Annotated in this window: 25 protein-coding genes; 11 read left to right on the forward strand and 14 right to left on the reverse strand. The window is 65.0% G+C overall.

What is annotated here, in order from left to right:
• The first annotated feature begins 22 nt into the window (after positions 1 to 22).
• On the forward strand, positions 23 to 862 hold the full coding sequence (locus A7G45_RS02640; RefSeq protein WP_260933347.1) for a LuxR C-terminal-related transcriptional regulator: 840 nt from the start codon (positions 23 to 25) through the stop codon (positions 860 to 862).
• Between the two features lie 4 nt (positions 863 to 866).
• On the opposite strand, the gene A7G45_RS02645 is transcribed toward A7G45_RS02640, so the two are convergent.
• Positions 867 to 1,046 carry a hypothetical protein gene (locus A7G45_RS02645; protein ID WP_260938195.1) on the reverse strand — a complete coding sequence of 60 codons (180 nt, stop codon included), beginning with the start codon at positions 1,044 to 1,046 and terminating at the stop codon, positions 867 to 869.
• A gap of 167 nt (positions 1,047 to 1,213) precedes the next feature.
• Between A7G45_RS02645 and A7G45_RS02650 the strand changes: the two genes are divergently transcribed.
• The 4 genes from A7G45_RS02650 to A7G45_RS32655 all read left to right on the forward strand — a co-directional run bounded on the left by A7G45_RS02650 (position 1,214) and on the right by A7G45_RS32655 (position 5,183).
• Positions 1,214 to 2,098: an S-4TM family putative pore-forming effector gene (locus tag A7G45_RS02650; protein ID WP_260933350.1), complete on the forward strand. Its 885-nt coding sequence runs from the start codon at positions 1,214 to 1,216 to the stop codon at positions 2,096 to 2,098.
• Between the two features lie 37 nt (positions 2,099 to 2,135).
• Positions 2,136 to 3,011, forward strand: a complete 876-nt coding sequence (locus A7G45_RS02655) for a hypothetical protein (protein ID WP_260933352.1) — start codon at positions 2,136 to 2,138, stop codon at positions 3,009 to 3,011.
• A 16-nt stretch (positions 3,012 to 3,027) separates the two neighbouring features.
• The gene (locus A7G45_RS02660; RefSeq protein ID WP_260933354.1) at positions 3,028 to 4,269 is read left to right on the forward strand and encodes a RelA/SpoT-related domain-containing protein; all 1,242 of its coding nucleotides are present in this window, start codon (positions 3,028 to 3,030) and stop codon (positions 4,267 to 4,269) included.
• Between the two features lie 386 nt (positions 4,270 to 4,655).
• Entirely contained in the window at positions 4,656 to 5,183 is a 528-nt protein-coding gene (locus tag A7G45_RS32655; RefSeq protein ID WP_377042104.1) for a nitroreductase family protein, read from the forward strand.
• Positions 5,184 to 5,200: 17 nt separating this feature from the next.
• On the opposite strand, the gene A7G45_RS02665 is transcribed toward A7G45_RS32655, so the two are convergent.
• Genes A7G45_RS02665 through A7G45_RS02675 form a run of 3 tightly spaced genes read right to left on the reverse strand, consistent with a single transcriptional unit; the run spans position 5,201 to position 7,339 of the window.
• The gene (locus tag A7G45_RS02665) at positions 5,201 to 5,761 is read right to left on the reverse strand and encodes a chromate transporter (RefSeq protein ID WP_260933356.1); all 561 of its coding nucleotides are present in this window, start codon (positions 5,759 to 5,761) and stop codon (positions 5,201 to 5,203) included.
• Positions 5,758 to 6,357, reverse strand: coding sequence for a chromate transporter (locus A7G45_RS02670; RefSeq protein WP_043390578.1), 600 nt, complete (start codon positions 6,355 to 6,357; stop codon positions 5,758 to 5,760). The genes A7G45_RS02665 and A7G45_RS02670 overlap by 4 nt, the downstream gene beginning before the upstream one ends.
• Positions 6,350 to 7,339, reverse strand: coding sequence for a phospholipase D-like domain-containing protein (locus tag A7G45_RS02675; protein WP_071286689.1), 990 nt, complete (start codon positions 7,337 to 7,339; stop codon positions 6,350 to 6,352). Before A7G45_RS02675 ends, A7G45_RS02670 begins: the two co-directional genes overlap by 8 nt.
• Before the next feature lie 82 nt (positions 7,340 to 7,421).
• On the opposite strand from A7G45_RS02675, the gene A7G45_RS02680 reads away from it, so the two are divergent.
• The gene (locus A7G45_RS02680; protein WP_043390574.1) at positions 7,422 to 8,123 is read left to right on the forward strand and encodes a response regulator transcription factor; all 702 of its coding nucleotides are present in this window, start codon (positions 7,422 to 7,424) and stop codon (positions 8,121 to 8,123) included.
• Between the two features lie 36 nt (positions 8,124 to 8,159).
• A complete protein-coding gene (locus A7G45_RS02685; protein ID WP_043983905.1) occupies positions 8,160 to 9,500 on the forward strand; it encodes a sensor histidine kinase in 1,341 nt (446 codons plus the stop codon).
• A gap of 5 nt (positions 9,501 to 9,505) precedes the next feature.
• Here A7G45_RS02685 and A7G45_RS02690 read toward each other — a convergent pair whose 3' ends face one another.
• Positions 9,506 to 10,129 carry a TetR/AcrR family transcriptional regulator gene (locus A7G45_RS02690; RefSeq protein WP_260933363.1) on the reverse strand — a complete coding sequence of 208 codons (624 nt, stop codon included), beginning with the start codon at positions 10,127 to 10,129 and terminating at the stop codon, positions 9,506 to 9,508.
• 203 nt (positions 10,130 to 10,332) lie between these two features.
• Here A7G45_RS02690 and A7G45_RS02695 point away from each other — a divergent pair, with 203 nt between their 5' ends.
• Entirely contained in the window at positions 10,333 to 11,316 is a 984-nt protein-coding gene (locus A7G45_RS02695) for an oxygenase MpaB family protein (RefSeq protein WP_260933366.1), read from the forward strand.
• A 59-nt stretch (positions 11,317 to 11,375) separates the two neighbouring features.
• On the opposite strand, the gene arfA is transcribed toward A7G45_RS02695, so the two are convergent.
• The 7 genes from arfA to pdxH form a co-directional block, all read right to left on the reverse strand.
• The gene (gene arfA, locus A7G45_RS32475; RefSeq protein ID WP_260933369.1) at positions 11,376 to 12,380 is read right to left on the reverse strand and encodes a channel-forming protein ArfA/OmpATb; all 1,005 of its coding nucleotides are present in this window, start codon (positions 12,378 to 12,380) and stop codon (positions 11,376 to 11,378) included.
• Positions 12,381 to 12,494: 114 nt separating this feature from the next.
• On the reverse strand, positions 12,495 to 12,860 hold the full coding sequence (locus tag A7G45_RS02705) for an FKBP-type peptidyl-prolyl cis-trans isomerase (RefSeq protein WP_043390939.1): 366 nt from the start codon (positions 12,858 to 12,860) through the stop codon (positions 12,495 to 12,497).
• 50 nt (positions 12,861 to 12,910) lie between these two features.
• Positions 12,911 to 13,330, reverse strand: a complete 420-nt coding sequence (locus A7G45_RS02710; RefSeq protein WP_260933373.1) for a MarR family winged helix-turn-helix transcriptional regulator — start codon at positions 13,328 to 13,330, stop codon at positions 12,911 to 12,913.
• Positions 13,320 to 14,774: an MFS transporter gene (locus A7G45_RS02715; RefSeq protein ID WP_043983902.1), complete on the reverse strand. Its 1,455-nt coding sequence runs from the start codon at positions 14,772 to 14,774 to the stop codon at positions 13,320 to 13,322. Before A7G45_RS02715 ends, A7G45_RS02710 begins: the two co-directional genes overlap by 11 nt.
• A gap of 212 nt (positions 14,775 to 14,986) precedes the next feature.
• Positions 14,987 to 16,282, reverse strand: coding sequence for a citrate synthase (locus tag A7G45_RS02720; protein ID WP_043390565.1), 1,296 nt, complete (start codon positions 16,280 to 16,282; stop codon positions 14,987 to 14,989).
• Between the two features lie 105 nt (positions 16,283 to 16,387).
• Positions 16,388 to 17,659 (reverse strand): MFS transporter, encoded by a 1,272-nt coding sequence (locus A7G45_RS02725; RefSeq protein WP_043983900.1) that lies wholly within the window; start codon positions 17,657 to 17,659, stop codon positions 16,388 to 16,390.
• Positions 17,656 to 18,330 (reverse strand): pyridoxamine 5'-phosphate oxidase, encoded by a 675-nt coding sequence (gene pdxH / locus A7G45_RS02730; protein WP_043390935.1) that lies wholly within the window; start codon positions 18,328 to 18,330, stop codon positions 17,656 to 17,658. Before pdxH ends, A7G45_RS02725 begins: the two co-directional genes overlap by 4 nt.
• A 40-nt stretch (positions 18,331 to 18,370) precedes the next feature.
• Between pdxH and A7G45_RS02735 the strand changes: the two genes are divergently transcribed.
• The 3 genes from A7G45_RS02735 to A7G45_RS02745 all read left to right on the forward strand — a co-directional run bounded on the left by A7G45_RS02735 (position 18,371) and on the right by A7G45_RS02745 (position 20,740).
• The gene (locus A7G45_RS02735; RefSeq protein ID WP_260933382.1) at positions 18,371 to 18,991 is read left to right on the forward strand and encodes a maleylpyruvate isomerase N-terminal domain-containing protein; all 621 of its coding nucleotides are present in this window, start codon (positions 18,371 to 18,373) and stop codon (positions 18,989 to 18,991) included.
• Positions 18,992 to 19,046: 55 nt separating this feature from the next.
• On the forward strand, positions 19,047 to 20,189 hold the full coding sequence (locus A7G45_RS02740) for a citrate synthase 2 (protein WP_260933384.1): 1,143 nt from the start codon (positions 19,047 to 19,049) through the stop codon (positions 20,187 to 20,189).
• Between the two features lie 98 nt (positions 20,190 to 20,287).
• Entirely contained in the window at positions 20,288 to 20,740 is a 453-nt protein-coding gene (locus A7G45_RS02745; protein WP_133762308.1) for a VOC family protein, read from the forward strand.
• 48 nt (positions 20,741 to 20,788) lie between these two features.
• Here the strand turns inward: A7G45_RS02745 and A7G45_RS02750 are convergent, their stop codons facing one another.
• Both A7G45_RS02750 and A7G45_RS02755 read right to left on the reverse strand, forming a co-directional pair.
• Positions 20,789 to 22,465 carry an FAD-dependent oxidoreductase gene (locus tag A7G45_RS02750; RefSeq protein ID WP_260933389.1) on the reverse strand — a complete coding sequence of 559 codons (1,677 nt, stop codon included), beginning with the start codon at positions 22,463 to 22,465 and terminating at the stop codon, positions 20,789 to 20,791.
• 15 nt (positions 22,466 to 22,480) lie between these two features.
• Positions 22,481 to 23,497, reverse strand: coding sequence for an AurF N-oxygenase family protein (locus A7G45_RS02755; RefSeq protein ID WP_043390557.1), 1,017 nt, complete (start codon positions 23,495 to 23,497; stop codon positions 22,481 to 22,483).
• Positions 23,498 to 23,596 lie beyond the last annotated feature (99 nt).

Raw genomic sequence — 23,596 nt, forward strand, 5'->3', positions numbered from 1 at the left:
CCCCCGAAAGAGGGTACTGACCGTGACCACCGGCCCGACTCTGCTGCGTCCGCGCGACACCGATGCCGTGCGCGCTGAGCTGCGACGGATCGGGACCGAGGGCGCGGTGCCGGTGATGTTCGGCGGCGAGGTGCACGACGACGCGCTGCTGCTCACCGAGTTCTACGGCACCCGGACCGGCAGGCTGCGGGGCCTGGTGGTGCGGTCCACGCTCGGTCTCGGCGGGGCCAGCATGGTGTCTGGCCAGCCGCTGGCGGTGGCCGACTACCGGCGCGCGCCGTCGATCACCCACGACTACGACATGCCGGTGCTGTCCGAGGGCATCCGTTCGATCCTGTCGGTGCCCGTCGTCGTCGACGGCCAGACCCGGGCCGTGCTCTACGGCGCGTACCGCTCCGCCGCACCGTTCGGCGGACGGGCCATCGACCTGATGATGACGTCGGCCCAGCGGCTGGCGGACGAACTGGCCATCCGCGACGAGGTGGACCGCCGGCTGCGGCTGCAACAGGCCCCGTCCACCGACACCGTGGTCAACGCCGAACACATCCGTGAGGTGCACGCCGAGCTGCGTCGGCTGGCGGCCGGTGGCGAGCACGTCGCGCCGGCGCACCTAGGTCATCTCGCGGACCGGCTGGCCGAGGCCCTGGCCGGCGGACCGGCGCCGGCCAGTCCACTGAGTCCACGGGAACTTGACGTACTGGCGCAGATCGCGCTGGGCTGCACCAATACCGAAGCGGCACAGCGGCTCTCGTTGAAGCACGAGACGGTCAAGAGCTACCTGCGCAGTGCCGCAACGAAACTCGGCACCCATACCCGCCACGAGGCGGTGTCGAAGGCGCGGCAGTTGCGACTGATCCCCTGACCGGTCAGGCCAGCGAGTCGATCCAGGCGCGGTGCAGCGCGGCGTACCGCCCGTTCTGCGCGACCAGATCGTCGGGCGCGCCGTCTTCGACTATCCGTCCACCATCGAGGACCAGCACCCGGTCCGCCGATTGCACGGTGGAGAGCCGGTGGGCGATCACCAGAGCCGTGCGGACGGCGAGCACCTACCGCACCAAAGATTCACCGTCGGACCTGCCAGTCTGCGCTGAATTGCACGCCGGCTATCCCCAAGCGACCTCTCGCCGTGTTCGCCCATAGTCCAGCAATTGACCGGTAATCTGCCGACAGCCCCGCCGACTAGTCGGGTGACGATTGATCAACTGGAGGCAGAATGACGGCCTGCAAGACACACGAGCTTCAGCGACGACAGGCTGACGATGACGCGACGAGATTTCTGAAGGCTTCTCTGCACTGTGAGCGCATCTCGCTCAGATGGGAGTACGCGGCACTGTCGACTGCAATCGCCTCGGCCTTCCTCCCAATCCTCCACCGCGACCTGGATGGACTGAAGGTCGCTCTTCAATTCGGTGCAGTCGCCCTCATCGCATGGTTCAAACACCGCAGCTCGTTGAGAAGAAAAGACGCCACGATACTGCGCAATGAATTCGAATACTTTGTATTCGATCTCTTCAAACCGTACCCAACAACATTAGATAAGACCGATGTCGACAGTTGGTCTGATGCTTACGACGCAAAGCCGACAAACAGCGACGTAAGCAAATGGTTTGCAGGAAAATGCGAACCTAAATCTCTGGAATCCCCTCCATTCGCTGAGCAGGTGCGGGATGCCCAGAAAGAATCAATGGGGTTCGGCAGTGATACTCGACGCTTCTGGGGTCGAGTCGTTGCAGCCATATGCATCGCGATCGTTGTAAGCTACGGTATTTTGTCCAACGGTAGATTCACATCGTCTCCCGCTCAAGTACTGAGTTTGATCGCCGGAATTACCATAGCCCTCCAGATTGCGGCTATTGCTCGCACGAATTTCAAATATGCCAATTCGCGAATGGACTTGTCCGACAACATCGATGAAGCCCTTATCCCAGACGGCCTCGACTACATCAGCGTCGCGTCGGTTTACCAAGAGCGCATCAATGCGCTCCGCAAGGACCGGCCGCTCGTACCGAAATGGGTGTACCTCATTCGTAGCTCACGGGACAAGCCATGTCCGTGCGCAATCGCAGACGCCGCGGATCGCGAGGCTGATGTTGGCTAGCCGAACCAGTGGTGACCTGAGCTACTGCGTCAAATCTGTGGAATTTGCGGTTCCAGACCCTGGCCAGGGACGGTTTTATACGGCAATCGCGCTCTGCACGGTCAGCGACGGAACAGCGGCGTCCGCCCAATCTTATGGCTATGCCAGCGATATCCAGCCCAACCAGGAAGTTGTCGATCGAGCGGTCAGTGAGGCCGTCGAACGTTCAGTTGTCACGCTGTTAAACCATCGTGATTCAGCTAAAAATATCGGTTCGACGATGGGATGCGCGGTCCACATCCGCCCGAATGCGGCTATGCAGTCGGCAAGTGACGAGCTTCGCATCAACCTGGAGTGCATCTCCAGGTTCCATCAACGGAGGCTCGGCCAACGCGTCGATCTAACACCGGACCAAGTACCTACCGTACCGGCATCGACTCGGGTGATGGCATGGTCCGACAGCGACTTAGGGTTCGTGTGCACCGCGTTGTTCGACCTGACTGCTGCACCCAGACTTGGTATGAGCGCAAGGAGCCAGCAAGGGAAGTCATTCAATAGAACCGTCGAACTGTCCGTCACCGAATGCTTGCAACCGCGCGCTTGGTTGAAACATCACATGAGCGCGCCAGCCAGGCGCGCGATGACCGGCGGGCGAACGCCCGACGAGCGAGCGCAGTTTTGGTGCTCGGCGAACAAAGATACGACAAATTCAATTGTCAGCCAATTGGATACCGAACTATCGGTTGGTAGCGTCAGAACATTCGCACAAAGCGTAACTCACGAATTAATCATAAAGGGCGATACGGATCGTGACCTTTACTTTGCGCGAGTAGAGGATGAGTCGATCGGCACTCGAGCACTAACTATTGAATTCGAACACTCACTATTCTGGGGAAACTGCACAGGATCCTTCGTGCCACACCCCATCATCTGAAACCCAGGAGTAGCAAGTGGTTGCTCAGCAGTCTTCCATGGCGGAACAAATCAACGAACAGATAGCAAGGTACCGCTCGTATGAGAAGAAGTTATTGAAGATCGCCACTAGAATTGAAGCAACGATTAACAACAAGATCCAAGCCGATCTTAAGAATCCGAAGCAACGAGAACGGCAATACTACCGAGGCAGCATACTTGTTTACTCTCGCGTCAAAAGCGAGGAATCCATACGCGACCGACTCAAAGACCGCCACAGTACCCTCGAATCATTTCCCGACTTGATCGGCTGTCGGATCGTGGTTGTTCAACGCGCCGAAATAGCAGATATCAAAAACCTCCTCTCACACCAGTTCGATGGTTACAATTGGGAGCCGATGAACTACTACGATGGGATCGGGAGAGGCCGCGGCTACTCCGGTCTATCGCTCGACAAGGTGCCGATAGTCAAGTGGGTATCGGAACATGTCAAATCGCGCGCCCCCCGGCTCGATATTCCCGAAGATCTAAAATGGGAATTACAGATTCATACCGCAATGGAAGAAGCATGGAGTCGTTACTCGCATGCCGGCTTCTACAAAAGCCCACGTGGCATACCATCGGAACTGCAGCAACGCATGTACCAGCTATCGGCCGCCGCCAGGCTGATCGACGACAGCTTGCGTCAAACCAGTCTGGAAGTCCGCGAACGCCAGAATGAGATAATTAACAAGTTCGAACCCGCCGGAATGTACGATTCAAAGGCCCAGATCGCCGCACTTGATCTCGACGAGTGCGTGCTATACGGCTGTCAAGAGGAGAACACGTCCTACCAGCACTTGTACGATCAGTTGCGAGATATCGGACGAATAGCAGGCTTTCGCATATCAGAGTACGAAGACACCCTGAAAGTGAAGGTGGGCGATGAAACCGTTGTCGCGCTAGAAATCTGTCAACGCGCGGAAATACACAAATTTGGACATTTCGAACGACTCCTTCGCTTATTCAGCCAAAACAAAGAACTATTGGGTGCAATCTTGCATGAATGCTTTCCGTCGACGACAAGCCCCGATGTTAAGCAGGCTCTTTTTGATCGCCCACTCTTAGTATTTGCAATCTTGGTTCTATTTAATATGGAGGACTATCCACGTGTATACGAGATTTTGCCTCCATTGCGCGACTACATCAAGGAAAATCGACAGAATTACCGCGATAAGGCCGGCCAGCTTGCTGATACAATCAGAGCGGAAATCAGCCTGAAGGAACACGGACACCGCTAATGCCAACCTTTGAACAAGCGACTCATGCTGGGGCCTACGCCGTCAGCACTAGTCGAGATTTCCGACAGGTACGTGTCATCACATGGGCCGACCACCTGCTTTCCACTACTGAAGCAACATCCAACTCGTCCCCAAGCGGATGCGGTTCATGCGGAGGGTGCGGTAGTTGCGGGGGCAGTCCCAATACCCCGACCACACTCCTTGCGGAGTGAATTATCGGGGATTTGGAAGCCCATCGATGGTCGACGTCGTGGCGGAAGTCGAACTGGGACAAGCCAGCCGACCTTGATAATCGGTACCGGCCGGGTACCGATTCAGCGCGCTTGATAGCGCCGGAGGCGGCGAATTCGTCGCTTCCTCTTGCTACCCCAGATAGCCAAGCGACGTTGCGACTGCGTTCGACCCGTTCATTTGAGCCGACGGCGCTGTCTGACGAGCATCTTTCTGATTTGGTGCGCCCGCTGTGTTCTATCGAGGGTCAGATGCCGTATGCCTCCGCGGGTGGGCTCTACTGCTGCCACTTGTTCGCGCTACGCCCGGCCGCTGACCACAGCGAGGTCTGGTACGTCGACATAGCCGATGCCGCACTTCATCGGCTATGCCATATACCATCAAACGAGGTCGGAGCCGCTGTCTTCGAGCCATGGGCATGGCCGTCCGGGTGCCTCATCGCCATTGTCGTTGACTTTCGACGGATATGCGGCAAATACGGACTGCGCGGATTGCGGTTCGGCATGTTCGAGAGCGGCTCGATCGCACAGATAGTCAGGCAGCAAGCCTTCTCTATGGGGTTGGGTTCCTGCGTCGTCGGAGGGTACTCGGATGATTCCGTACTCGAGGTGCTGGATCTCGATCCTGAGTGGTTCGGGATCGCCATGCTAATTGCCGCTGGGGCTCCAGCGGGACAGGCGTAGCCCGCTGGTTCATCAGGTCAGATGAAACCCAGGTACCCGATGCCACCGCCCGCGGCCACCACGATCAGCGGGTTGAGCTTGGTGAGCATGAAGATCACGGTGCACACCGCCGTGACGGTGTACGCCCGCCAGTCATGGTCGGCGGCACGGCTCATGACCAGCGACGCCGCCAGGATCAGGCCGACCGTCAGCGGGGCGAAACCCTTCTCGACGGCGCGGCGGAGTTTTGAGCGCTCGGCCTTCTGCCAGATCAACGTGATGACGTAGACGAACATCGCGGCGGGCACCACCATCGCGCTCATCGAGATGACGCCGCCGATGATCGCCCCGGGAATCCCGGCCACTTTGAGGCCGGCGCCGTAGCCGACCATCGACACGATGAGGATGCTCGGCCCCGGCGCGGTCTGGGAGATCGAGAACAGGTCCGCGAACTGGTTGTTGGTCAGCCAATGCCTGCCGTTGACGGCGTTGATGTGCATTTCCGGCAGCACCACGTTGCCGCCGCCGATGGACAGCAGCGACAGCATGCCGAACAGCCCGATCAGCTGGACGTAGGTCGACAGCGCGGCCGTACTCATGCCGCTGCGGCGCGATCCCGGGGCCCTGGCCCGCCGCCGCGCTCGCGCGGCCATGCCCACAGCAGGCTGAGCGGAGCCAGGATCGCGAGCGTCCCCAACAACGGAAACCGCAAGACGCCGTTGAGCACGAAGGCACCGGCGAACAGCAGGACCGGCACGACGCCCGTCAGGCACTTCTGGCCGGTCTTGAGCACCATCGTCAAGGTCAGGGCCACCGCGGCCGCCGACGCGCCGTGCAGGACACCCTTGACGGCGGGCACCTCCTTGAACCGGAAGTAGGCGAACGACAGCGCCAGCACGATTACCAAAGGCATGGCGCACAAGCCGAATACTGCCGCCGCGGCACCCGGGAAGCCGCGCATCTTGGTACCGGCGAACACCGCCATGTTGACCTGATTGGCGCCGGGCAGGATGCGGCACATCGTTGTGGCCGAAAGGAACTCGGCATCCCCGAGCCAGCCCTTCTCTACGACCAGCACCTCACGGGACCAGGCCGACAGCCCGCCACCGAACGACGCCAGCGCGATGTGGTTGAACGTCAGGACCAACTCGAACAACGAAACCCGTTGTGCTGTCGAGTCGATCTGCTCACTCATGGACCAACTCGGGGTCGTGCGGGAAGTCGTCTTCGTGATGCTGCGACGCGTCGAGCGGATCCGGCGGCTCGTAGTGGTGCGAGGTCTCCCAGTCGGCGTCGAACACCTGGGTCAGCTGCCCGACCGCGACCGGGTCGTGGACCATGACACCCAGTTCGCGGCGCAGGTCGAAGGCGCTGCGGTCGATGTTCATCGACCCCACCAGGGCCTCCCGGTCGTCGACGATGACCAGCTTGGCGTGCACCCGCAGATTCTTCTGCTTGCGCACCTTGGCGCCGAACCGGCGCAGGGTCCGCAGCGACGCGAAGGTATCGAGGATGTCCCACTCGCTGATGCCGTGCTTACCGCCGCACAGCACGTGGACGTTCACGCCGCGGCCCACCGCAGCCGCGATGTGATCGAGGATGACGGCGTCGACGTACTTGGGGTGCTGGATACGCAGGTGGTGTTCGGCGGTGTCGATGAATTTCGCCATGTGGTACCGCGAATTCGAGTTGCTCCACAACAGCCCGTGGTACTGCGACGGCGCCCAATCGGTGTGGGACCAGTCGGCGTCGAACACCTCGACGATCTGCGCGACATGCTCGGCATCGGTGGTGATGAAGCCGTAGTCGCGGGTGAGCGTGAAGTACTTCTCGCACAAGTTGAATGTGGCCACCAGCGCGGCCGTCTCGTCGACCACGATCGACTTCTCGTGCGTCACATAGAACGACGGATTGGACCACTGCACGTTCACTCCGGCGTCCGAGAACTGTTCGAACGTCTCGTCATTGGCGCGGTCCCCGCCGGAGCGGGCCGGGTTCAGCATGACGCGCACCGTGACCCCCGCCTGGTGCCGCTCGATCACCGCCGCCACGAGCGACGGCTCGGTGAACGTGAATTGTTTGATCAGCAGCGATTTCTGCGCCGATGCGATGAACTCCCGCACCGGCTGCACACCGTCATCGGGTTGGACGATGACGCGCGGCGACTCAGGCCCCATAAGCGCCGGATGCTAGCACCGAATAGGGGCTGCCAGACGTGCCTCCGTCAATAAGAGGTGGCCATCGGGCAAGATGAGGCGCATGGATAGCGGAAGCGCCTCGCCCCGTCTGCTCGTAGTCGACGACGACCCGGACGTGCTGGCCTCATTGGAGCGTGGACTGCGGCTGTCCGGATTCGAGGTGTCGACCGCGGTCGACGGTGCCGAGGCCTTGCGCAGCGCCACCGAATTCCGGCCGGACGCCATCATTCTCGACATCAACATGCCGGTGCTGGACGGCGTCAGCGTCGTCACCGCACTGCGCGCCATGGACAACGACGTGCCGGTCTGCGTGTTGTCGGCCCGCAGCTCGGTCGACGACCGGGTCGCGGGGCTGGAGGCCGGCGCCGACGACTACCTGGTGAAGCCGTTCGTCCTGGCCGAGCTGGTCGCACGGGTCAAGGCGCTGCTGCGCCGCCGGGGCGCGACGGCGACGTTCTCGTCGGAGACCATCGCGGTCGGGCCGCTCGAGGTCGACATCCCGGGCCGGCGGGCCCGCGTCAACGGCGCCGACGTCGACCTGACCAAGCGCGAGTTCGACCTGCTGGCCGTGCTGGCCGAGCACAAGACCGCAGTGCTGTCCCGCGCCCAGCTGCTGGAGCTGGTGTGGGGCTACGACTTCGCCGCCGACACCAACGTCGTCGACGTGTTCATCGGCTACCTGCGCCGCAAGCTGGAGGCCAACGGAGCGCCGCGACTGTTGCACACGGTCCGCGGCGTGGGGTTCGTACTCAGGCAGCAGTGATGAGCGCCCGCGCGACGAACAGACGGCAGTAGCGGCGTGAACGTACTGGCGCGGGTCTTCCGCCGAACCCCGTCGCTGCAGTCGCGCGTCGCGTTCGCCACCGGTATCGCCGCGGCCATCGTGGTCGGGATCGTCGGCACCATCGTGTGGATCGGCATCACCAACGACCGCAAGGAGCGCCTGGACCGGCGGCTCGACGAGGCGGCCGGTTTCGCGATCCCGTTCCTGCCGCGCGGGCTGGACGAGATTCCGCGGCCGCCGCACGACGAGAACGTCGTCATCACCGCACGCCGGAACGGCCAGGTCAGCTCGAACTCGAACGTCGTGCTGCCCGAGCTGCCGGTCGGCTACGCCGACACCGACGTCAAGGGCATCCGCTATCGGGTGCGGACGGTGCAGATCCACATGCCGGACCCGATGCTGGTGGCGGTCGGCGCCACCTACGACGCGACGATCGTCGACACCAACAACCTGCACCGCCGGGTAATCGCCTTGTGTGCGTTCGCGATTGGCGCGGCCGCGCTGGCAGGCTGGGCGCTGGCCGCGTTCGCGGTGCGTCCGCTCAAACGCCTGGCCCAGCAGACCCGCGACATCGACCCTGAGGGCGAGGCGCCGGACATCGACGTCCGCGGCGCCACCGAAGCCGTCGACATCGCCGACGCGGTCAAGGGTTTGGTGGATCGCGTGTGGGAGGAGAAGGGCCGGACCAAGGCCGCGCTGGCGTCAGCTCGCGACTTCGCCGCGGTGTCGGCGCACGAGTTGCGTACCCCGCTCACGGCCATGCGCACCAACGTCGAAATCCTGACCATGCTCGATCTGCCGGACGAGCAGCGCAAAGAAGTGCTGAGCGACGTGGTCCGTACCCAGTCGCGCATCGAGACCACGCTGTGGGCGCTGGAGCGGCTGGCGCAGGGCGAGCTCTCCACCGTCGATGACCATGTGCCCGTGGACATCACCGAACTGCTGGACCGCGCCGCGCACGACGCCATGCGCGTGTACCCCGATCTGGAGGTGTCGCTGGTGCCGGCGCCGACGATCATCATCGTGGGACTGCCTGCGGGACTGCGGCTTTCGGTGGACAATGCGATCGCCAACGCGGTGAAGCACGGCGGCGCGTCGAAAGTTCAGCTGTCGGCGGTCAGTTCGCGGGCCGGGGTCGAGATCGCCATCGACGACGACGGCTGCGGTATCCCCGAAGACGAGCGACTGAAGGTGTTCGGGCGGTTCAGCCGGGGCTCCACCGCGTCGCATTCAGGCTCGGGGCTGGGCCTGGCCCTGGTGGCCCAGCAGGCCGAATTGCACGGCGGGACCGCGACATTGGAGACCAGCCCCCTCGGCGGCACGCGGCTCCTGCTTCGCCTGCCCGGGCACCGCTAGATTCCCTACTGCAACCGCGTTGCCGCAGCCAGTGCGGAGGCGACGTGCTCGGCGAGTTGTTCTTTGGAGATAGGGAACTCGCCTCGCAGCCAGGCTGCGACGAGTTCCAGTGCGCCGCTGGCGAATACGTACAGGGCAGGGTCGGGATGGGACAGATCGTCCGCCGACTGCCCTTTGGCCACGGCGGTCATCGTGGTCATCACAACGGCCAGCCGGTGAATGGTCAATTGACGTGCCTGCTGCAGGACTTCGTGCGAGTAGGAGGCCAACAGCAGCGGGCCGTTGAGCCGGTCCGTCACGGCGAAATCCACAGCGGCCCGGGCAGCGCCGCGCAGTTGCGTGGAGACGTCCGGCCCGGCCGCACTCATCGCAGCCGTGACCTGGCCGATGCCGCTCTCGGTGCGGTCATGTACGAGCTCGAGAAGCAAGGCGTCACTGTTCGCGAAACTCTCGTAGAAGTACCGATCGTTCAATTGCGCGCGCGCACAGACCGCGCGTTTCGACACTGCGCCGGGCCCCGACTGGACCATCAACTCATAGGCGGCCGCCAAAAACGCCGCACGCCGCTCAGCTCGGCGCTGCGATGCGGCGATCCCGCGATACGGGCGGACGGTCGGCGATGAAGGCAAGGTCGGCGCGCTGTCTGTTGACTCGAAAGGTGACAAGGTGCACACTACCCTCAGTTCGATTTCTGGTGCCGCACTGCATCAGAATTTGCTGGCGATCGCACGCGCGTCGCGATCTGCCACAGAATGAAGGGTTATAGGCGATGGCAACGATGGAATCTACGGCCGAAGTACCCAAACTCGGAAGTAGCAGTGGAGCGGTTCCTGTGTTTGCCGACGCCGACGCCGACATGGCCGGCGCGCAGGCCGAGCAGTGGGTGCAACCCGTCCCGGATCTGGTCGACCCGTTGGGCCACATGGGCACCGTCATCGGTCAATGGGCAGGCCTACCGGTCAATGGCGCGGCGTTTCTACTGCAGGCGATGCACCCGGTCATCGGCTCCGTCGTAGATAGATTCTCGGTGTACGACACCGATCCCCTCGGTCGCGCCGTCCGATCGTTCGATGCGGTGCAGCAATGGACTTTCGGCGGCAAAGCCGCCATCGAACACGGGTACTGGCTCCGCACGATGCACCAGCCGCTGCAGATGACATCCCCGGAGGGCCAACACATCAGCGCATTGCATCCGGGCGCCTATGCCTGGGTCATCGCCACCGCATTCCCAGCCGCGGTGTGGAGCGCGCCGCTGATCTTGGGGCGGAAGTACACCGCAGCCGAGGAAGACAAGCTCTACCAGGACACGCTGAGACTCGCTCGGATCACCCAGGTGCCCAAGAACCAGATTCCCGGCAGCCGTGCCGAATTCTGGCCCTACTTCGACAAGATGGTCGACGAGGTCCTCGAGAACACCTACGTCGCGAACAACATCGTGCACAATCTCAGCAAGAATCCGCCGCTCACAGTTCCGCGTCAGGTACCGCGGCCGCTGCGGCCGGCCACCAAACGGCTGGCGCAAACCGCTGCCGCAATCCCGGCGGAAGTCCTGCGGCTGATTCTCATCGGGACTCTCCCGCCGAACATCCGGGAAATACTCAACGTCTCGTGGAGCCGCACCGAGGAGCTCGAACTCCAAGCCGCGTTCCGGGTCTATCGGAGAATCCTGAAAACCCTGCCCGAGCGAGTCACCTACGCACCGCTGGCGTATCACGCGCGCAAGCAGCAGCGCATCGTCAACGCCATGCGCAAGCGCGAACTCACCGACTTCACCGCGCACGACAAGCAACAGAACGCCGCGAGGTGCCCTTTCTAGACGACCATGCGAACACTGGCGAGCGACGACGGCTGGTACCGCCGCACGGCGAAACTCGTTCAGCCGACGGTGATCTCGACCCGGCGGTTCTTCGCCCGACCTTCCGCGGTGCCGTTGTCGGCGATCGGGTTGGCGGACCCGGCGCCGCGGGCGGACACCTTCGAAGCCAGGACTCCGTTCGAAACCAGCGCGGCGGCAACGGCTTTGGCGCGGGTGTCGCTCAGTTTGAGGTTGACGGCGTCGCTGCCTTCGTTGTCGGTGTAGCCGACCACGGTCACCGCGCCGTTGGGGCAACCCTTGATCTTGTCCGCAACCTGCTGCAGCACCTTGCGGGACTCCGACGTCATCTGCGACCCGCCGGTGACGAAGCTGATCGGGGTGCGCAGCATCTCGGTGATGTCCGCCTGCACCTTCGCGCACGAGCCGCCGGTCGGGGCCGGGGCGGGCGCAGGCGCGGGAGCGGGTGCCGACGAGGGCGCCTGCACGGGTGGCGCCACCGGCCCGCCCGGTGCGGGAATCTGAATGTTGTTGGCCAGCTTCGCGCCGGGGAACGCGAGGGCCGCAGCGCTCTGCACTTCGCCGGCGACGTCGAGGTTGGGCGCCGTCCCCATCAACGTGATGGTGGCGCCGTCGATGGACAATCCGAAATCCGGGATCTGATCGGCGGTGGAGAGCACGTTGCCGATGGCCGACATGTCGGGAGTCCCGGCACCGTCCACGACATTCGTCTTGTCGTTCAGGGTCGCGTTCAGCCATTGCGCTTTCACCGCGGCAGCGAGTTCGGACTTCGACCGGGTACTGGCCACGCTGCCCGTCAGGGTGATGGTGTTGCCGTCGCGCGTCAGGGCGAAGGGCGCCGAGGTCAGCTCGGGCGGCGCCGGAGCCGGCGCCGCAGCGGACGCCGCGATCGAACTCGGGGTCCGGTGCTCATCTGAGGTGCCGAACACCGCCCAACCGATCGCCGCGACGACGGCCACCACGATCACCAGCGCAACCACGCCGCGGCGCGTACCCAGCCGACGGACGACGCCGGACGGCTCGGTGACGTCAGCAGTGTCCGGCACGCAACCCTCCTCAAAACAAGTTCGAGCCTAGGGCCCGACGGCTGCGGAGACGGCAGGTTGCCGCCATGACACGCCACAACCGCCGGGCCCTAAGCCCGACGAAAGTCGATCAGGTCAGCGGGCGCCGACGAGGTCGATGACGAAGATCAGCGTCTTGCCGGACAACCGGTGGCCACCACCGGCGGGGCCATAGGCCTGTGCGGGCGGGATGGTCAGCTTGCGCCGGCCGCCCACGCGCATCCCGGGGATGCCGTCCTGCCAGCCCTGGATCAGGCCGCGCAGGGGGAACTCGATGGTCTCGCCGCGGTTCCACGAGCTGTCAAACTCGTCACCGGTGTCGTACTCGACGCCGACGTAGTGCACCGTGACGTTGCCGCCGGGCACCGCCTCGGCACCGTCGCCGACGATGAGGTCCTCGATCACCAGCGAATCAGGTGCCGGGCCGTCCGGGAATTCGATCTCAGGTTTGGTGTTTGCCACGGACACCACCGTAGTCGGGCACTCATCGCGGGTGGACGGGAACCGCGTCCCTAGTGGCCGCGCAGGCGGCTCAACAGATCGCGGAGCGTGGCCAGCTCGTCGGCGTCCAACGCGCTGAACACCGGTGGCGCTGGATCATCGATCTGGTCGATGCCCCGCATCGCCGCCGCACCGGCGTCGGTAAGCGACACCAGTTTGCACCGCCGATTACCCGGATCCAGTTGGCGCACAACCAAACCGCGTTCTTCGAGATCGTTGATGGAGACCGTGGTGGCGGGCGCGTCCATGCCGGTCGCCGCGGCGAGTTCCTTGGCCGTCATCGACTTGGCCTCCAGCCGGCGCAAAATCCGGGCGCGGCTGAACGGCAATCCGGTCTGCTCGACCACGGCGCGTTTCCAGCTGTCGCGGTTCTCGACCACGACGGCGGCCATGGCCTGCCAGACCTCGTCGGCCAACGGATCAGTGGACACCGGCCGGCTCCGGCTCACGGGAACCCTCGATCAGCGGCGCCAGTCGCTCGGCGGAGCGCAACGCGCGCGGCGAGGTCGAGATGAAGCCGAGCACGGTGACCGCCACACCCACCCCGACGCACATCCACCACAGCGGCCGGGCCTGCGTGGCGAAGTCGACGCCGCTACCGGCCAGTGCCGAGCCGGCGATCGAACCGCACAGTGCCACACCGATACTCACGCCCACTTGCCGGCTGGTAGAGGTCACAGCCGCCGCGGCGCCGGCGCGATCTACCGGCATGCCGCTCACCGCGGCGTTGGTCACTGGCGCATTCATCATCGCGAACCCTATGCCGTACACCGCGAAAATGACGACCACTCGCCACATGGGCGTCGTCGCGGTCAACGTCGTCAACATCAACGCCGCCGAGGCCATCAAGACGCCCGCGGCCATCAGCGACGGGCGTGCGCCGTAGCGCCCGACGATCCGTCCCGACAACGGTGAAAACACCAGGGCACCAATGGCGATGGGCAGGTAGATGATGCCGGTGTGCATGGCAGAGTAGTGCCGCTCGTTCTGCAGGTAGAACGACATCATGAACAGGAACGCACCCCAGGCGGTCAGGGCGAGCACCGCGGTGACGGTGGCCCCGGCGAACGGGATGCTGCGGAAGAAGCGCAGATCGATGAACGGGTCGTGGCGCCGCCGCTCGTAGCGCAGGAAAGCGATGAGGGCGACCGCCGCCAGCGCCGCGATGATCAGCGTGCGGGGCTGGGTCCAACCCATACCCGGCCCCTCGATGAGGGTGAAGACCAGGCCGAACAGGAACAGCACCGCCAGTCCCTGACCCACCGGATCGACGTCGCGCATGGTGCCCGACTTGCTCTCCGGGACGAACACCGCGGTCAGCACGATGGCGGCCAGACAGATCGGCAGGTTGATCCAGAACACCGAACGCCAGCCGATGGCGTGGATCAGCAGGCCGCCGACCGTCGGGCCCAGCGCCATCGAGATACCGACGACCGCGCCCCAGAAACCGAGCGCCCGCGCCCGCTCGACCTTCCCGGTGAAGACCTGCGAAATGATCGACAGCGCAACAGGGTTGAGCATCGAGCCACCGATGCCCTGAACCAGGCGAGCACCGATCAACGCGTCGGCGGTCGGCGCCAGGCTGCACAACAGCGAACCGAACGCGAAGACCGTCAGGCCGATCTGGAACACCCGCCGGCGGCCGAAGCGGTCGCCGGTGGCGCCCGAGAGCATCAGCAGCGAGGCCAGCACCAGCGTGTAGACGTCGACGACCCACTGCATCTGGGTGGCGCTCGCGCCGAGGTCGGCGCGGATCGACGGAATGGCGACGTTGACGATGGTGGAGTCCATCGACACGATCAGCAGACTGAGGCAGCAGGAGATCAGGATGATCGTCTTGCGCCGGCCGTCGAGCGCGTCGATAGTTGTATTCACACAACCATTGTGAAACTACAACTATCGGTTGGGCAACATCGGCCCGGAGTGACATTGGCGACAGTGAGCGATTTGGGGCCGCTCGACGCGCGCGAGCGTGCTCCGACTGCCCGCGGAACGCGGCGTGTTGCAGTACAGTCCCGCACGCTCGCGGGCAGACAGATACGGCCCCTCGCGCGAGATGCGGGAGGGGCCGTGTCTGTGGTCAGGCTCTAGTGGGCGGGGTAGTCCCGCTCGGTGTAGCCGGTGTAGATCTGGCGCGGGCGGCCGATCTTGGTGCTCGGGTCGGCACTCATCTCGCGCCAGTGCGCGATCCAGCCCGGCAGCCGGCCCAGGGCGAACAGCACGGTGAACATGCGCGTCGGGAAGCCCATGGCCCGGTAGATCACGCCGGTGTAGTAGTCGACGTTCGGGTACAGCTTGCGCTCGACGAAGAAGTCGTCGGTGAGCGCGATCTCCTCCAGCGACTTCGCGATGTCCAGCAGTTCGTCGTCGCCGCCGAGCTTGCCGAGGATCTTGTCGGCCTGCTCCTTGACGATGCGCGCCCGCGGGTCGTAGTTCTTGTAGACCCGGTGACCGAAGCCCATGAGCTTCACGCCATCCTCGCGGTTCTTCACCTTCTTGACGAAGTCGCGGACGTCGCCGTGCTCGGTACGGATCTTCTCCAGCATCTCCAGCACCGCCTGGTTGGCGCCGCCGTGCAGCGGGCCCCACAGCGCGTTGATGCCACCGGAGATCGAGGTGAACAGGTTGGCCTGCGACGAACCGACCAGCCGCACCGTCGACGTCGAACAGTTCTGCTCGTGGTCGGCGTGCAGGATGAACAGCATGTCCAGGGCCCGGACCAGCTCCGGGTCGACCTGGTACGGCTCGGCCGGCAGGCCGAAGGTCATGCGCAGGAAGTTCTCGACCAGGTTCAGCGAGTTGTCCGGGTAGAGGAACGGCTGACCGACCGACTTCTTGTACGCGTAGGCCGCGATGGTCGGCAGCTTGGCCAGCAGCCGGATGGTCGACAGCTCGACCTGCTCGGGGTCCTTCGGGTCGAGCGAGTCCTGGTAGTAGGCGCTCAGCGCGTTGGCCGCCGACGACAGCACCGGCATCGGGTGCGCGTTACGCGGAAAGCCGTCGAAGAACCGCTTGAGGTCCTCGTGCAGCAGGGTGTGCCGCTGAATCTTGTTGGTGAACGACTCGAGCTCGGAGGCCGTCGGCAGTTCCCCGTAGATCAGCAGGTAGCTGACCTCGATGAAGTTCGACTTCTCGGCGAGCTGCTCGATCGGGTACCCGCGGTAGCGCAGGATGCCGGCGTCACCGTCGATGTAGGTGATGGCGCTCTTGGTCGCCGAGGTATTGACGAAGCCACCGTCGTAGGTGGTGTAACCGGTCTTGGCCAGCAGCGAGCCGAGCTCGATACCGTCAGACCCCTCGGTAGCGCGCACGATCTTGAGGTCGACCTCGCCTCCGGGATACCGAAGGTTGGCGACGTCGTCAGTGCTGGAGGTGTCGGCCACTAGAACCCCTTTTGCGGTGTCGACAGGAGAAACGTCCGGGACTAGACGGTAGTCGTTAAGAGAACTATGTGCCTTGTGGGGGTCGCATATACCCGTTGTCAACCATCATCTGCGCGCCACCCGATACCGGACGAACGCGGGTACCACCAGGACCGATACGACGACGCCGACCACCACCAGGACACCGCCGCCCGTCGCTGCCACCGTCGTGCCCACGACCGCGGCCGCCGCACCGTGCACCGCGTCGGCGATCCGCGGGCCACCCGCGACCACCACGGTGAACACACCCTGCAAACGGCCGCGCAGCTCGTCAGAGGCCGCTTCTTGCAGGATCGTGCTCCGGAACACCGCCGAGACCATGTCCGCGGCCCCGCCGACGGCCAGCAGCACCAGGGCGATCCAGAGGAAGCTGTCGGGCCGGCCCGTGGCCTGCCCGACCGCCAGCCCGAAACCGGCCATGGCCGCACCCCACACCACGATCGACACCACGACCGCCAAACCCTGCCTGCGTACCCGCGGCAGCCAGCCGGAAAACACCCCGCCGGCCACCGCGCCGAACGCCATGGCCGCCGACAACAGGGCCATCGCCGTCCCACCTGCGACCGGCCCGCCGAAGTTCTCATGGGCCATCTGCGGGAACAGCGCCCGCGGCATGCCCAGGATCATCGCGATGAGGTCGACGACGAACGACATGAGCACGACGCGATTCCCCGACAGGTACCGCAAGCCGTCCAGCACGGCCGCGAAGCCCCAGCGCGAGGTGTCGTCGTCGACCGAATGCTCGGGCGGCATCGGCGAGAGCCGGAAGGTGGCCCAGATCGGCGCGATCGTGGTGAGCGCGTCGATGAAGTACAACGTCGACAGGTCCACCCACCGCAGCATCACACCGGCCAGCAGCGGGCCGATGATCGCACCGGCCTGGAACACCGTCATGTTCAGCGAGTTGGCGGCGGGCAGCTGATCGGCGGGCAGCATCCGCGGAATGGCGGCCGAGCGGGTCGGCGAATTGATCGCGTAGAACGCCTGCTGCACCGACAGCAGGCACAGCACCAGCCAGACGTTGTTGAACCCGGCTGCGGCCTGCACCCATAGCAGGACCGACGCCACCGCCAGCCCGCACGACGCGATGATCAGCAGTAGCCGGCGGTCCATCGCATCGGCCCAGGCTCCGCCCCACAGGCCGAACACGATGAGCGGCACGACGCTGAACACACCCGCCAGCCCGACATACGCCGAGTTCTGCGTCAGCGCGTACAGCTGCACCGGCACCGCGAAGATGGTCAGGTTGGCCCCGATCACCGTGACGACGCTGGAGCCCCAGAGCCGGCGATAGTCCGGGTTGCGCAGCGGGGTGGTGTCGGCGATCAGACCTTTCAGGGCTGGAGCCGTTCGATACGGTCGCCGGTGACGCGAATCCTGTTGTGCACCCGGTTCTCCCGGCCCTGCCAGAACTCGATCACCTCCGGGGCGATCAGGTAGCCGCCCCAGTTCGGCGGCACCGGCACCTCGGGTACGTCGGCGAATCGCTCGGTCACATCACGCAACTGTTCCAGCAGCGCCGTGCGCGAGGCAATCGATTTTGACTGGTGCGACGCCCACGCCCCGAGCTGCGAACCGCGCGGCCGCTTCGACCAGTACTCGGCGGTGTGCTCGGCGTCGACCTTCGTCACCGGGCCGCGGATGTGGATCTGACGGCCCAGCAGGTACCAGGGGAACGTCGCCGACGCGTAGGGCACGGCGGCCAGCTGGTCACCCTTGTCGGAGTCGTAGTTGGTGTAGAAGGAGATGCCCGTCTCCTCGATCGATTTGCACAGCACCGAGCGGGTTACCGGATGCCCGTGCCCATCGACCGTGCCGAGCACCATGGCGTTGGGTTCGGAGACCCCGGCCTGCACCGCGTCGGCCATCCAGTCGCGGAACAATGCCAGCCAGCCCCGGTCCAGCCAGTCGACGTCGAGGTCGACGCTGCCGTCCTTCTCCGCCGAGCCGTACTCGGCCCGCATGCGCGCCAGACGATCAGCCGACTGTTCCACATGATCGGATGTCATGGACGGCGACGCTACGCCCATGCGGTGACACAATGCGGACATGGCGTCCATCACACCACCCGACTACTCGGTGTTCGTCTCGGCGGCAACAGCTTTCGCGGACCTGGTGGCATTGGTCCCGGCAACTTCCTGGGACGGCCCCGGTCTCGGCGACTGGGATCTGAGGTCGTTGGTCGGGCACACCTCACGGTCATTGATCACCGTCAGCAGCTACCTGCGGATCCCGGCTGAGCGGGAGGATGTGACCGGGCCGGCGCACTACTACGCGCTGCTGCGCGGCTATGCCGCGGACAGCCCCGACATCGTCGAGCGCGGCCGCGAGGCCGGGCGCGTTCTGGGCGCGGACCCCTCGGCCAAGGTCACCGAACTACTGCACCAGGTGTTGACCGATCTCGACGGCGCCGGCGACCCGCTGATCGCCGTGATCGGCGGTCTGGGCATCCGGCTGAGCAACTACCTGCCGACCCGGGTATTCGAATTGACGGTGCACAGCCTGGACATCGCGCGCGCCACCGGAATCGACTTCGCCCCGCCCGAGCAGGCACTGGAGGCCGCCACGGTGCTGGCGGCGCAGATCTCAGCACTGACCAGCCAGGCCGCAGCGGTACTGACGGCGCTCACGGGACGCGGTGCTCTGCCTGCCGGTTTCTCCGTGGTCTGACCGTTAGTTACCGGCCGGTAGCCCCACGCCCATCGACTAGTGGAACAATTTCGGCATGACCGGAACCACGTCAGTGTCGACGCCGCAGATCCCCGAGAACTTCGTCGCCGGGCTGGAAGGCGTCGTCGCTTTCACGACAGAGATCGCCGAACCGGACAAGGACGGCGGCGCGCTGCGCTACCGCGGCGTCGACATCGAAGATCTGGTGAGCCACCGCGTCACCTTCGGTGACGTCTGGGCCCTGCTGGTGGACGGCGAGTTCGGCCGGGGCCTGCCGGCCGCCGAACCCTTCCCGCTGCACGTGCACTCGGGCGACGTCCGCGTCGACGTCCAGGCCGCGCTGCCGACGCTGGCCCCCATGTGGGGTTTCCAGCCGCTGCTCGACATCGACGACGACACCGCCCGCGACCAGTTGGCGCAGACCTCGGTGACCGCGCTGTCGTTCGTCGCGCAGTCGGCCCGCGGGATCTACAAGCCCGCCGTACCGCAGCGCGTCGTCGACGAATGCTCCACTGTGACAGCACGTTTCATGACCCGCTGGCAGGGTGAGCCGGACCCGCGGCACATCGAGGCCATCGACGCCTACTGGGTGAGCGCCGCCGAGCACGGCATGAACGCGTCCACCTTCACCGCGCGCGTCATCGCGTCCACCGGAGCCGACGTGCCCGCGTCGCTGTCCGGCGCCATCGGCGCCATGAGCGGCCCGCTGCACGGCGGCGCCCCGGCCCGGGTGCTGCCGATGATCGAGGAGACCGAGCGCACCGGCGACGCCCGTGCCGTCGTCAAGGGCATCCTGGACCGCAAAGAGAAACTGATGGGCTTCGGGCACCGCGTGTACCGCGCCGAGGACCCACGCGCCCGCGTGCTGCGCGCCACCGCCAAGCGCCTGGACGCCCCGCGCTACGAAGTGGCTGCCGCACTCGAGCAGGCCGCCCTGGCCGAGCTGCGCGAGCGCCGTCCCGACCGGGCCATCGAGACCAACGTCGAGTTCTGGGCCGCGGTGATCCTGGACTTCGCCCAGGTGCCCAGCGCGATGATGCCCGCCATGTTCACCTGCGGCCGCACCGCCGGCTGGTGCGCCCACATCCTGGAGCAGAAGCGGCTCGGCAAGCTGGTCCGCCCGGCGGCCATCTACGTCGGCCCGCAGCCGCGCAGCGCGAACTCCGTGGCGGGCTGGGACAGCATCAAGCACAGCTGACATTTTGGGCTCAATTTTTTGTCACCGATGAGAAGTAGCGTTGGGGATGGTCATAACGAATGACCCAATCCACGCAGTACCGCTCTGAGGAGAACACGATGACCGAGTCCCAGACCTTCCTCGCCCCGCACCTCGTCGTCGGCGACGGTGCCGCCGCAATCGACTTCTACGTCAAGGCTTTTGGCGCCACCGAGCTGGGCCGGGTGCCTGGCCCCGACGGCAAGCTCATGCACGCCGCGCTGACTATCAACGGCGCGAACGTCTACCTCAACGACGACTTCCCCGAGATGTGTGGCGGCAAGTCGCAGACCCCGAAGGCCTTCGGGGGCACGCCGGTGACCATCCACCTGCAGGTCCCCGATGTCGACGCGGCATACCAGCGCGCCATCGACGCCGGCGCCACCGAACTGATGGCCCCGGCCGACATGTTCTGGGGTGACCGCTACAGCCAGGTGGAAGACCCGTTCGGGCACCACTGGTCGCTGGCGCAGACCGTGCGTGTAGTCAGCCCTGAGGAAATCGCCGAGGCGATGGCAGCCCAGCAGGGCTAGCGATTCGGGCGTGATCCGTAACGCCGAGCGCTACGGATCACGCCGAAATCAGCTGAAGGCGCCGAGCAGACGCTGACGCAGCGTCGGCTTCGGTGCGCTGGCGGCAGCGGCCAGCATGTCGGACACGTCGATGAACTTGTCCCGTGGGCGGTCTGCCCCGCCGCGGGCGATCTCGGCCGCATTGATGGCCCGCCACCCCGCCATGTCGACCACTTCTGGCCGCCGGTCGCGGATGAGTTGTTGCAGCGCACCGTTTCTCGCAGTGGGCTCACCGAGACGGCTGGCGTTGTAGTCGGCGACCAACCGGTCCACGGTGTGCGCCGCGCACGACTTGTTGGTGCCGATGAAGCCCGTCGGACCGCGCTTGATCCAGCCCGCCACATAGCTGCCGCGGACCGGCTCACCGGTCGCCGGATCGATGACGCGGCCCTCGTCGTTGGGCACCACGCCGGCGGCGTCGTCGAACGGCAGGCCACGAATTGCCTTGCCGTGGTAGCCGATTGACGTCAGCACCAGGCCGGCGTCGAGCTGACGGACCTCGTCGGTGCCGGTCACGGTGAACTCGATGCCGGTGACCTCGTCCGAGCCGAGTACCCGGGCCGGGGTCAGCTGGTAGGCCAACCGAATCCGCGGGCGGGTCGCCGGAGCGGAGCTGTCGGCCAGCTTGGCAAGGATCTCGAGCTTGTGCCGCGTCAGCGCGTCCGTCGCTGCTTCCAGGTCCCGGCGGACCAGCTCGTGGTCCGCGGCGTCGAGCACCACGTCGCAGGTCGTCGTCAGGCCGATCAGCTCGGGCAGGGTGAACGCGGAGTGGATCGGGCCACGCCGCGCCACGATGACCACCTCACGCACCTTCGAGTCGCGCAGTGCGGCCAGCGCATGATCGGAAATGTCGGTGCGCGCCAACGCATCCGGGTCGGCGGTCAGGATGCGGGCCACGTCGAACGCGACGTTGCCGTTACCGATGATCACCGCCCGCTCGTGGCCCAGATCGACCGGCAGATGCGAGAACTCGGGGTGCCCGTTGTACCAGGCCACCACCTCGGTGGCGGTTCCTGTTCCCGGCAGCTCCATGCCCTCGATGTCGAGACGCTTGTCGTTGGGCGCACCCACCGCGTACAGCACCGCGTGGTGGTGCTCCAGCAGCTCGGCGTGCGTGACGTCCCGACCCACCTCGACGTTGAGGTAGAAGTCGAGCCCGCGACGCTCGGTGATCCGGTCGAACAGCCGGGTCACGCCCTTGGTGTTCTGGTGGTCGGGGGCGACCCCGGCACGCACCAGCCCATAGGGCGTCGGCAGCTTCTCGAAGACGTTGACCCGGACCCCGCTCTGGGTCAACAACTCGTCGGCGGCATACATGGCGGCCGGCCCGGAGCCGACGATCGCGACCCGCAGCGGACCGTGCGGCCGCTGGTCCACCGCAGGGGCATCAGGCACCGGCGCCAGCTTCGACGTCGGCGGCAGCTTGCCCTCGTACTTCGGATAGAAGGACGCGTTGAGCTCGATGAACGGCAGCTGCGCTTCCGTCAGCTTCGTGTCGGGCTGGATCGCGCCGACCGGGCAGGCCGTGATGCAGGCACCACAGTCCACGCAGGCGGCGGGATCGATGAACAACATTTCGGCGGTAGCGAAACCCGGCTCGTCCGGGGACGGGTGAATACAGTTCACCGGGCATGCGAAAACGCATGAACCATCGCTACAGCACGACTGGGTAATGACGTGCGGCATGAGTTACCTAAATGCTCAGGCAGCGACCACGACGTGCTGGCGCTGCGGCTCGCTGCGGTATCGGCTCGGCGGACCGTCGATCTTGCAGAGCTTCCACACGAGCTTGGCGAGCGGGTTCATCAGACCGGTGTCGTACGCCAGCATGCGGACGTCGGAGAACATATTGCGCAGGAACATGCGCGACTCCGGAGCGTCGAAGAACAGCTCGTCGCGCACCGACTTCGGGATGTCGAAGGTCTTCCAGAAGACGCGCGGCGGCACGATGATCGCCGAGCAGAGGATGCGCATGGTCAGCGGCACGAACAGCGACAGCCAGAACTTCTTCCAGCGGCTCAGCTCCGGGACGCGCTTGTGCAGGTACTCGTGGGCGAACGAGATGTGCCGGGCCTCCTCGGCCACGTGGATGGCCATGACCCGCTCCATGATCGGGTGCAGCTCGCTGCCCTCACGCAGGATGTTCTTCTGGGTGTGGTCGATGGGCTCCTCGCCGGCGAGCACACCGAAGAAGAACGGGATGGGCGCCGGGCCGGCGGCCAGCGGGATCACTGGCTGAATCCACTTGAGCAGCTTCGGCATGCCCGGGACGTCTACCCCCATGTGGTTGACCATCTCCTGGAACATCAGGGTGTGGTTGCCCTCTTCGATGGCCTCGTGGGTGCAGTACCGGAATTCGGGCGACCCGTTCGGGACCCAGAAGGCGTACTCCATCAGGCCGCGGATCAGGATGTTCTCGAAGTGCAGACCGACCTTGGCGACGTTGGCCTGGCGCCACATGCCGATCTCGATCTGACGCTCGTGCGACTGGGCCTGGTACCACGGGTGGCCGCCGAGCGGGTCGGTGTCCGGGAGGATCCAGCGCGGGTCGTTCGGCACCACAGCGAATTCCGGCGAGTCCCAGGAGATGTCCGTGTACGGGTTGAAGTTGCGCCGCACCGACCCCTCGGACAGCGTGGCGAGCTTCTCGACGTAGCCCTGGTCGTCCAGGACATCCATGTTCCGACGCCAGCGACGGATCATGCGGGTACGAGCCATTTTGAGCCTCCCAGGGCTTCATTGTGAGCTTTACATTCGGCTGCCTTGTGTCGAACGGTACCGCAGGTATCACCTAGAAACTAGTGCCCGTCGTCACAC

This window comes from Mycolicibacterium llatzerense, from assembly GCF_025331195.1.
Classification (GTDB): domain Bacteria; phylum Actinomycetota; class Actinomycetes; order Mycobacteriales; family Mycobacteriaceae; genus Mycobacterium; species Mycobacterium llatzerense.

Excerpts from the sequence above, each read along its gene's own strand:
- A7G45_RS02650 (WP_260933350.1), top strand. The coding sequence starts at position 1,214 with ATGACGGCCTGCAAGACACACGAGCTTCAGCGACGACAGGCTGACGAT.
- A7G45_RS02665 (WP_260933356.1), bottom strand. The coding sequence starts at position 5,761 with ATGAGTACGGCCGCGCTGTCGACCTACGTCCAGCTGATCGGGCTGTTC.
- A7G45_RS02670 (WP_043390578.1), bottom strand. The coding sequence starts at position 6,357 with ATGAGTGAGCAGATCGACTCGACAGCACAACGGGTTTCGTTGTTCGAG.
- A7G45_RS02675 (WP_071286689.1), bottom strand. The coding sequence starts at position 7,339 with ATGGGGCCTGAGTCGCCGCGCGTCATCGTCCAACCCGATGACGGTGTG.
- A7G45_RS02680 (WP_043390574.1), top strand. The coding sequence starts at position 7,422 with ATGGATAGCGGAAGCGCCTCGCCCCGTCTGCTCGTAGTCGACGACGAC.
- pdxH (WP_043390935.1), bottom strand. The coding sequence starts at position 18,330 with ATGACATCCGATCATGTGGAACAGTCGGCTGATCGTCTGGCGCGCATG.
- A7G45_RS02735 (WP_260933382.1), top strand. The coding sequence starts at position 18,371 with ATGGCGTCCATCACACCACCCGACTACTCGGTGTTCGTCTCGGCGGCA.
- A7G45_RS02740 (WP_260933384.1), top strand. The coding sequence starts at position 19,047 with ATGACCGGAACCACGTCAGTGTCGACGCCGCAGATCCCCGAGAACTTC.
- A7G45_RS02745 (WP_133762308.1), top strand. The coding sequence starts at position 20,288 with ATGACCGAGTCCCAGACCTTCCTCGCCCCGCACCTCGTCGTCGGCGAC.
- A7G45_RS02750 (WP_260933389.1), bottom strand. The coding sequence starts at position 22,465 with ATGCCGCACGTCATTACCCAGTCGTGCTGTAGCGATGGTTCATGCGTT.
- A7G45_RS02755 (WP_043390557.1), bottom strand. The coding sequence starts at position 23,497 with ATGGCTCGTACCCGCATGATCCGTCGCTGGCGTCGGAACATGGATGTC.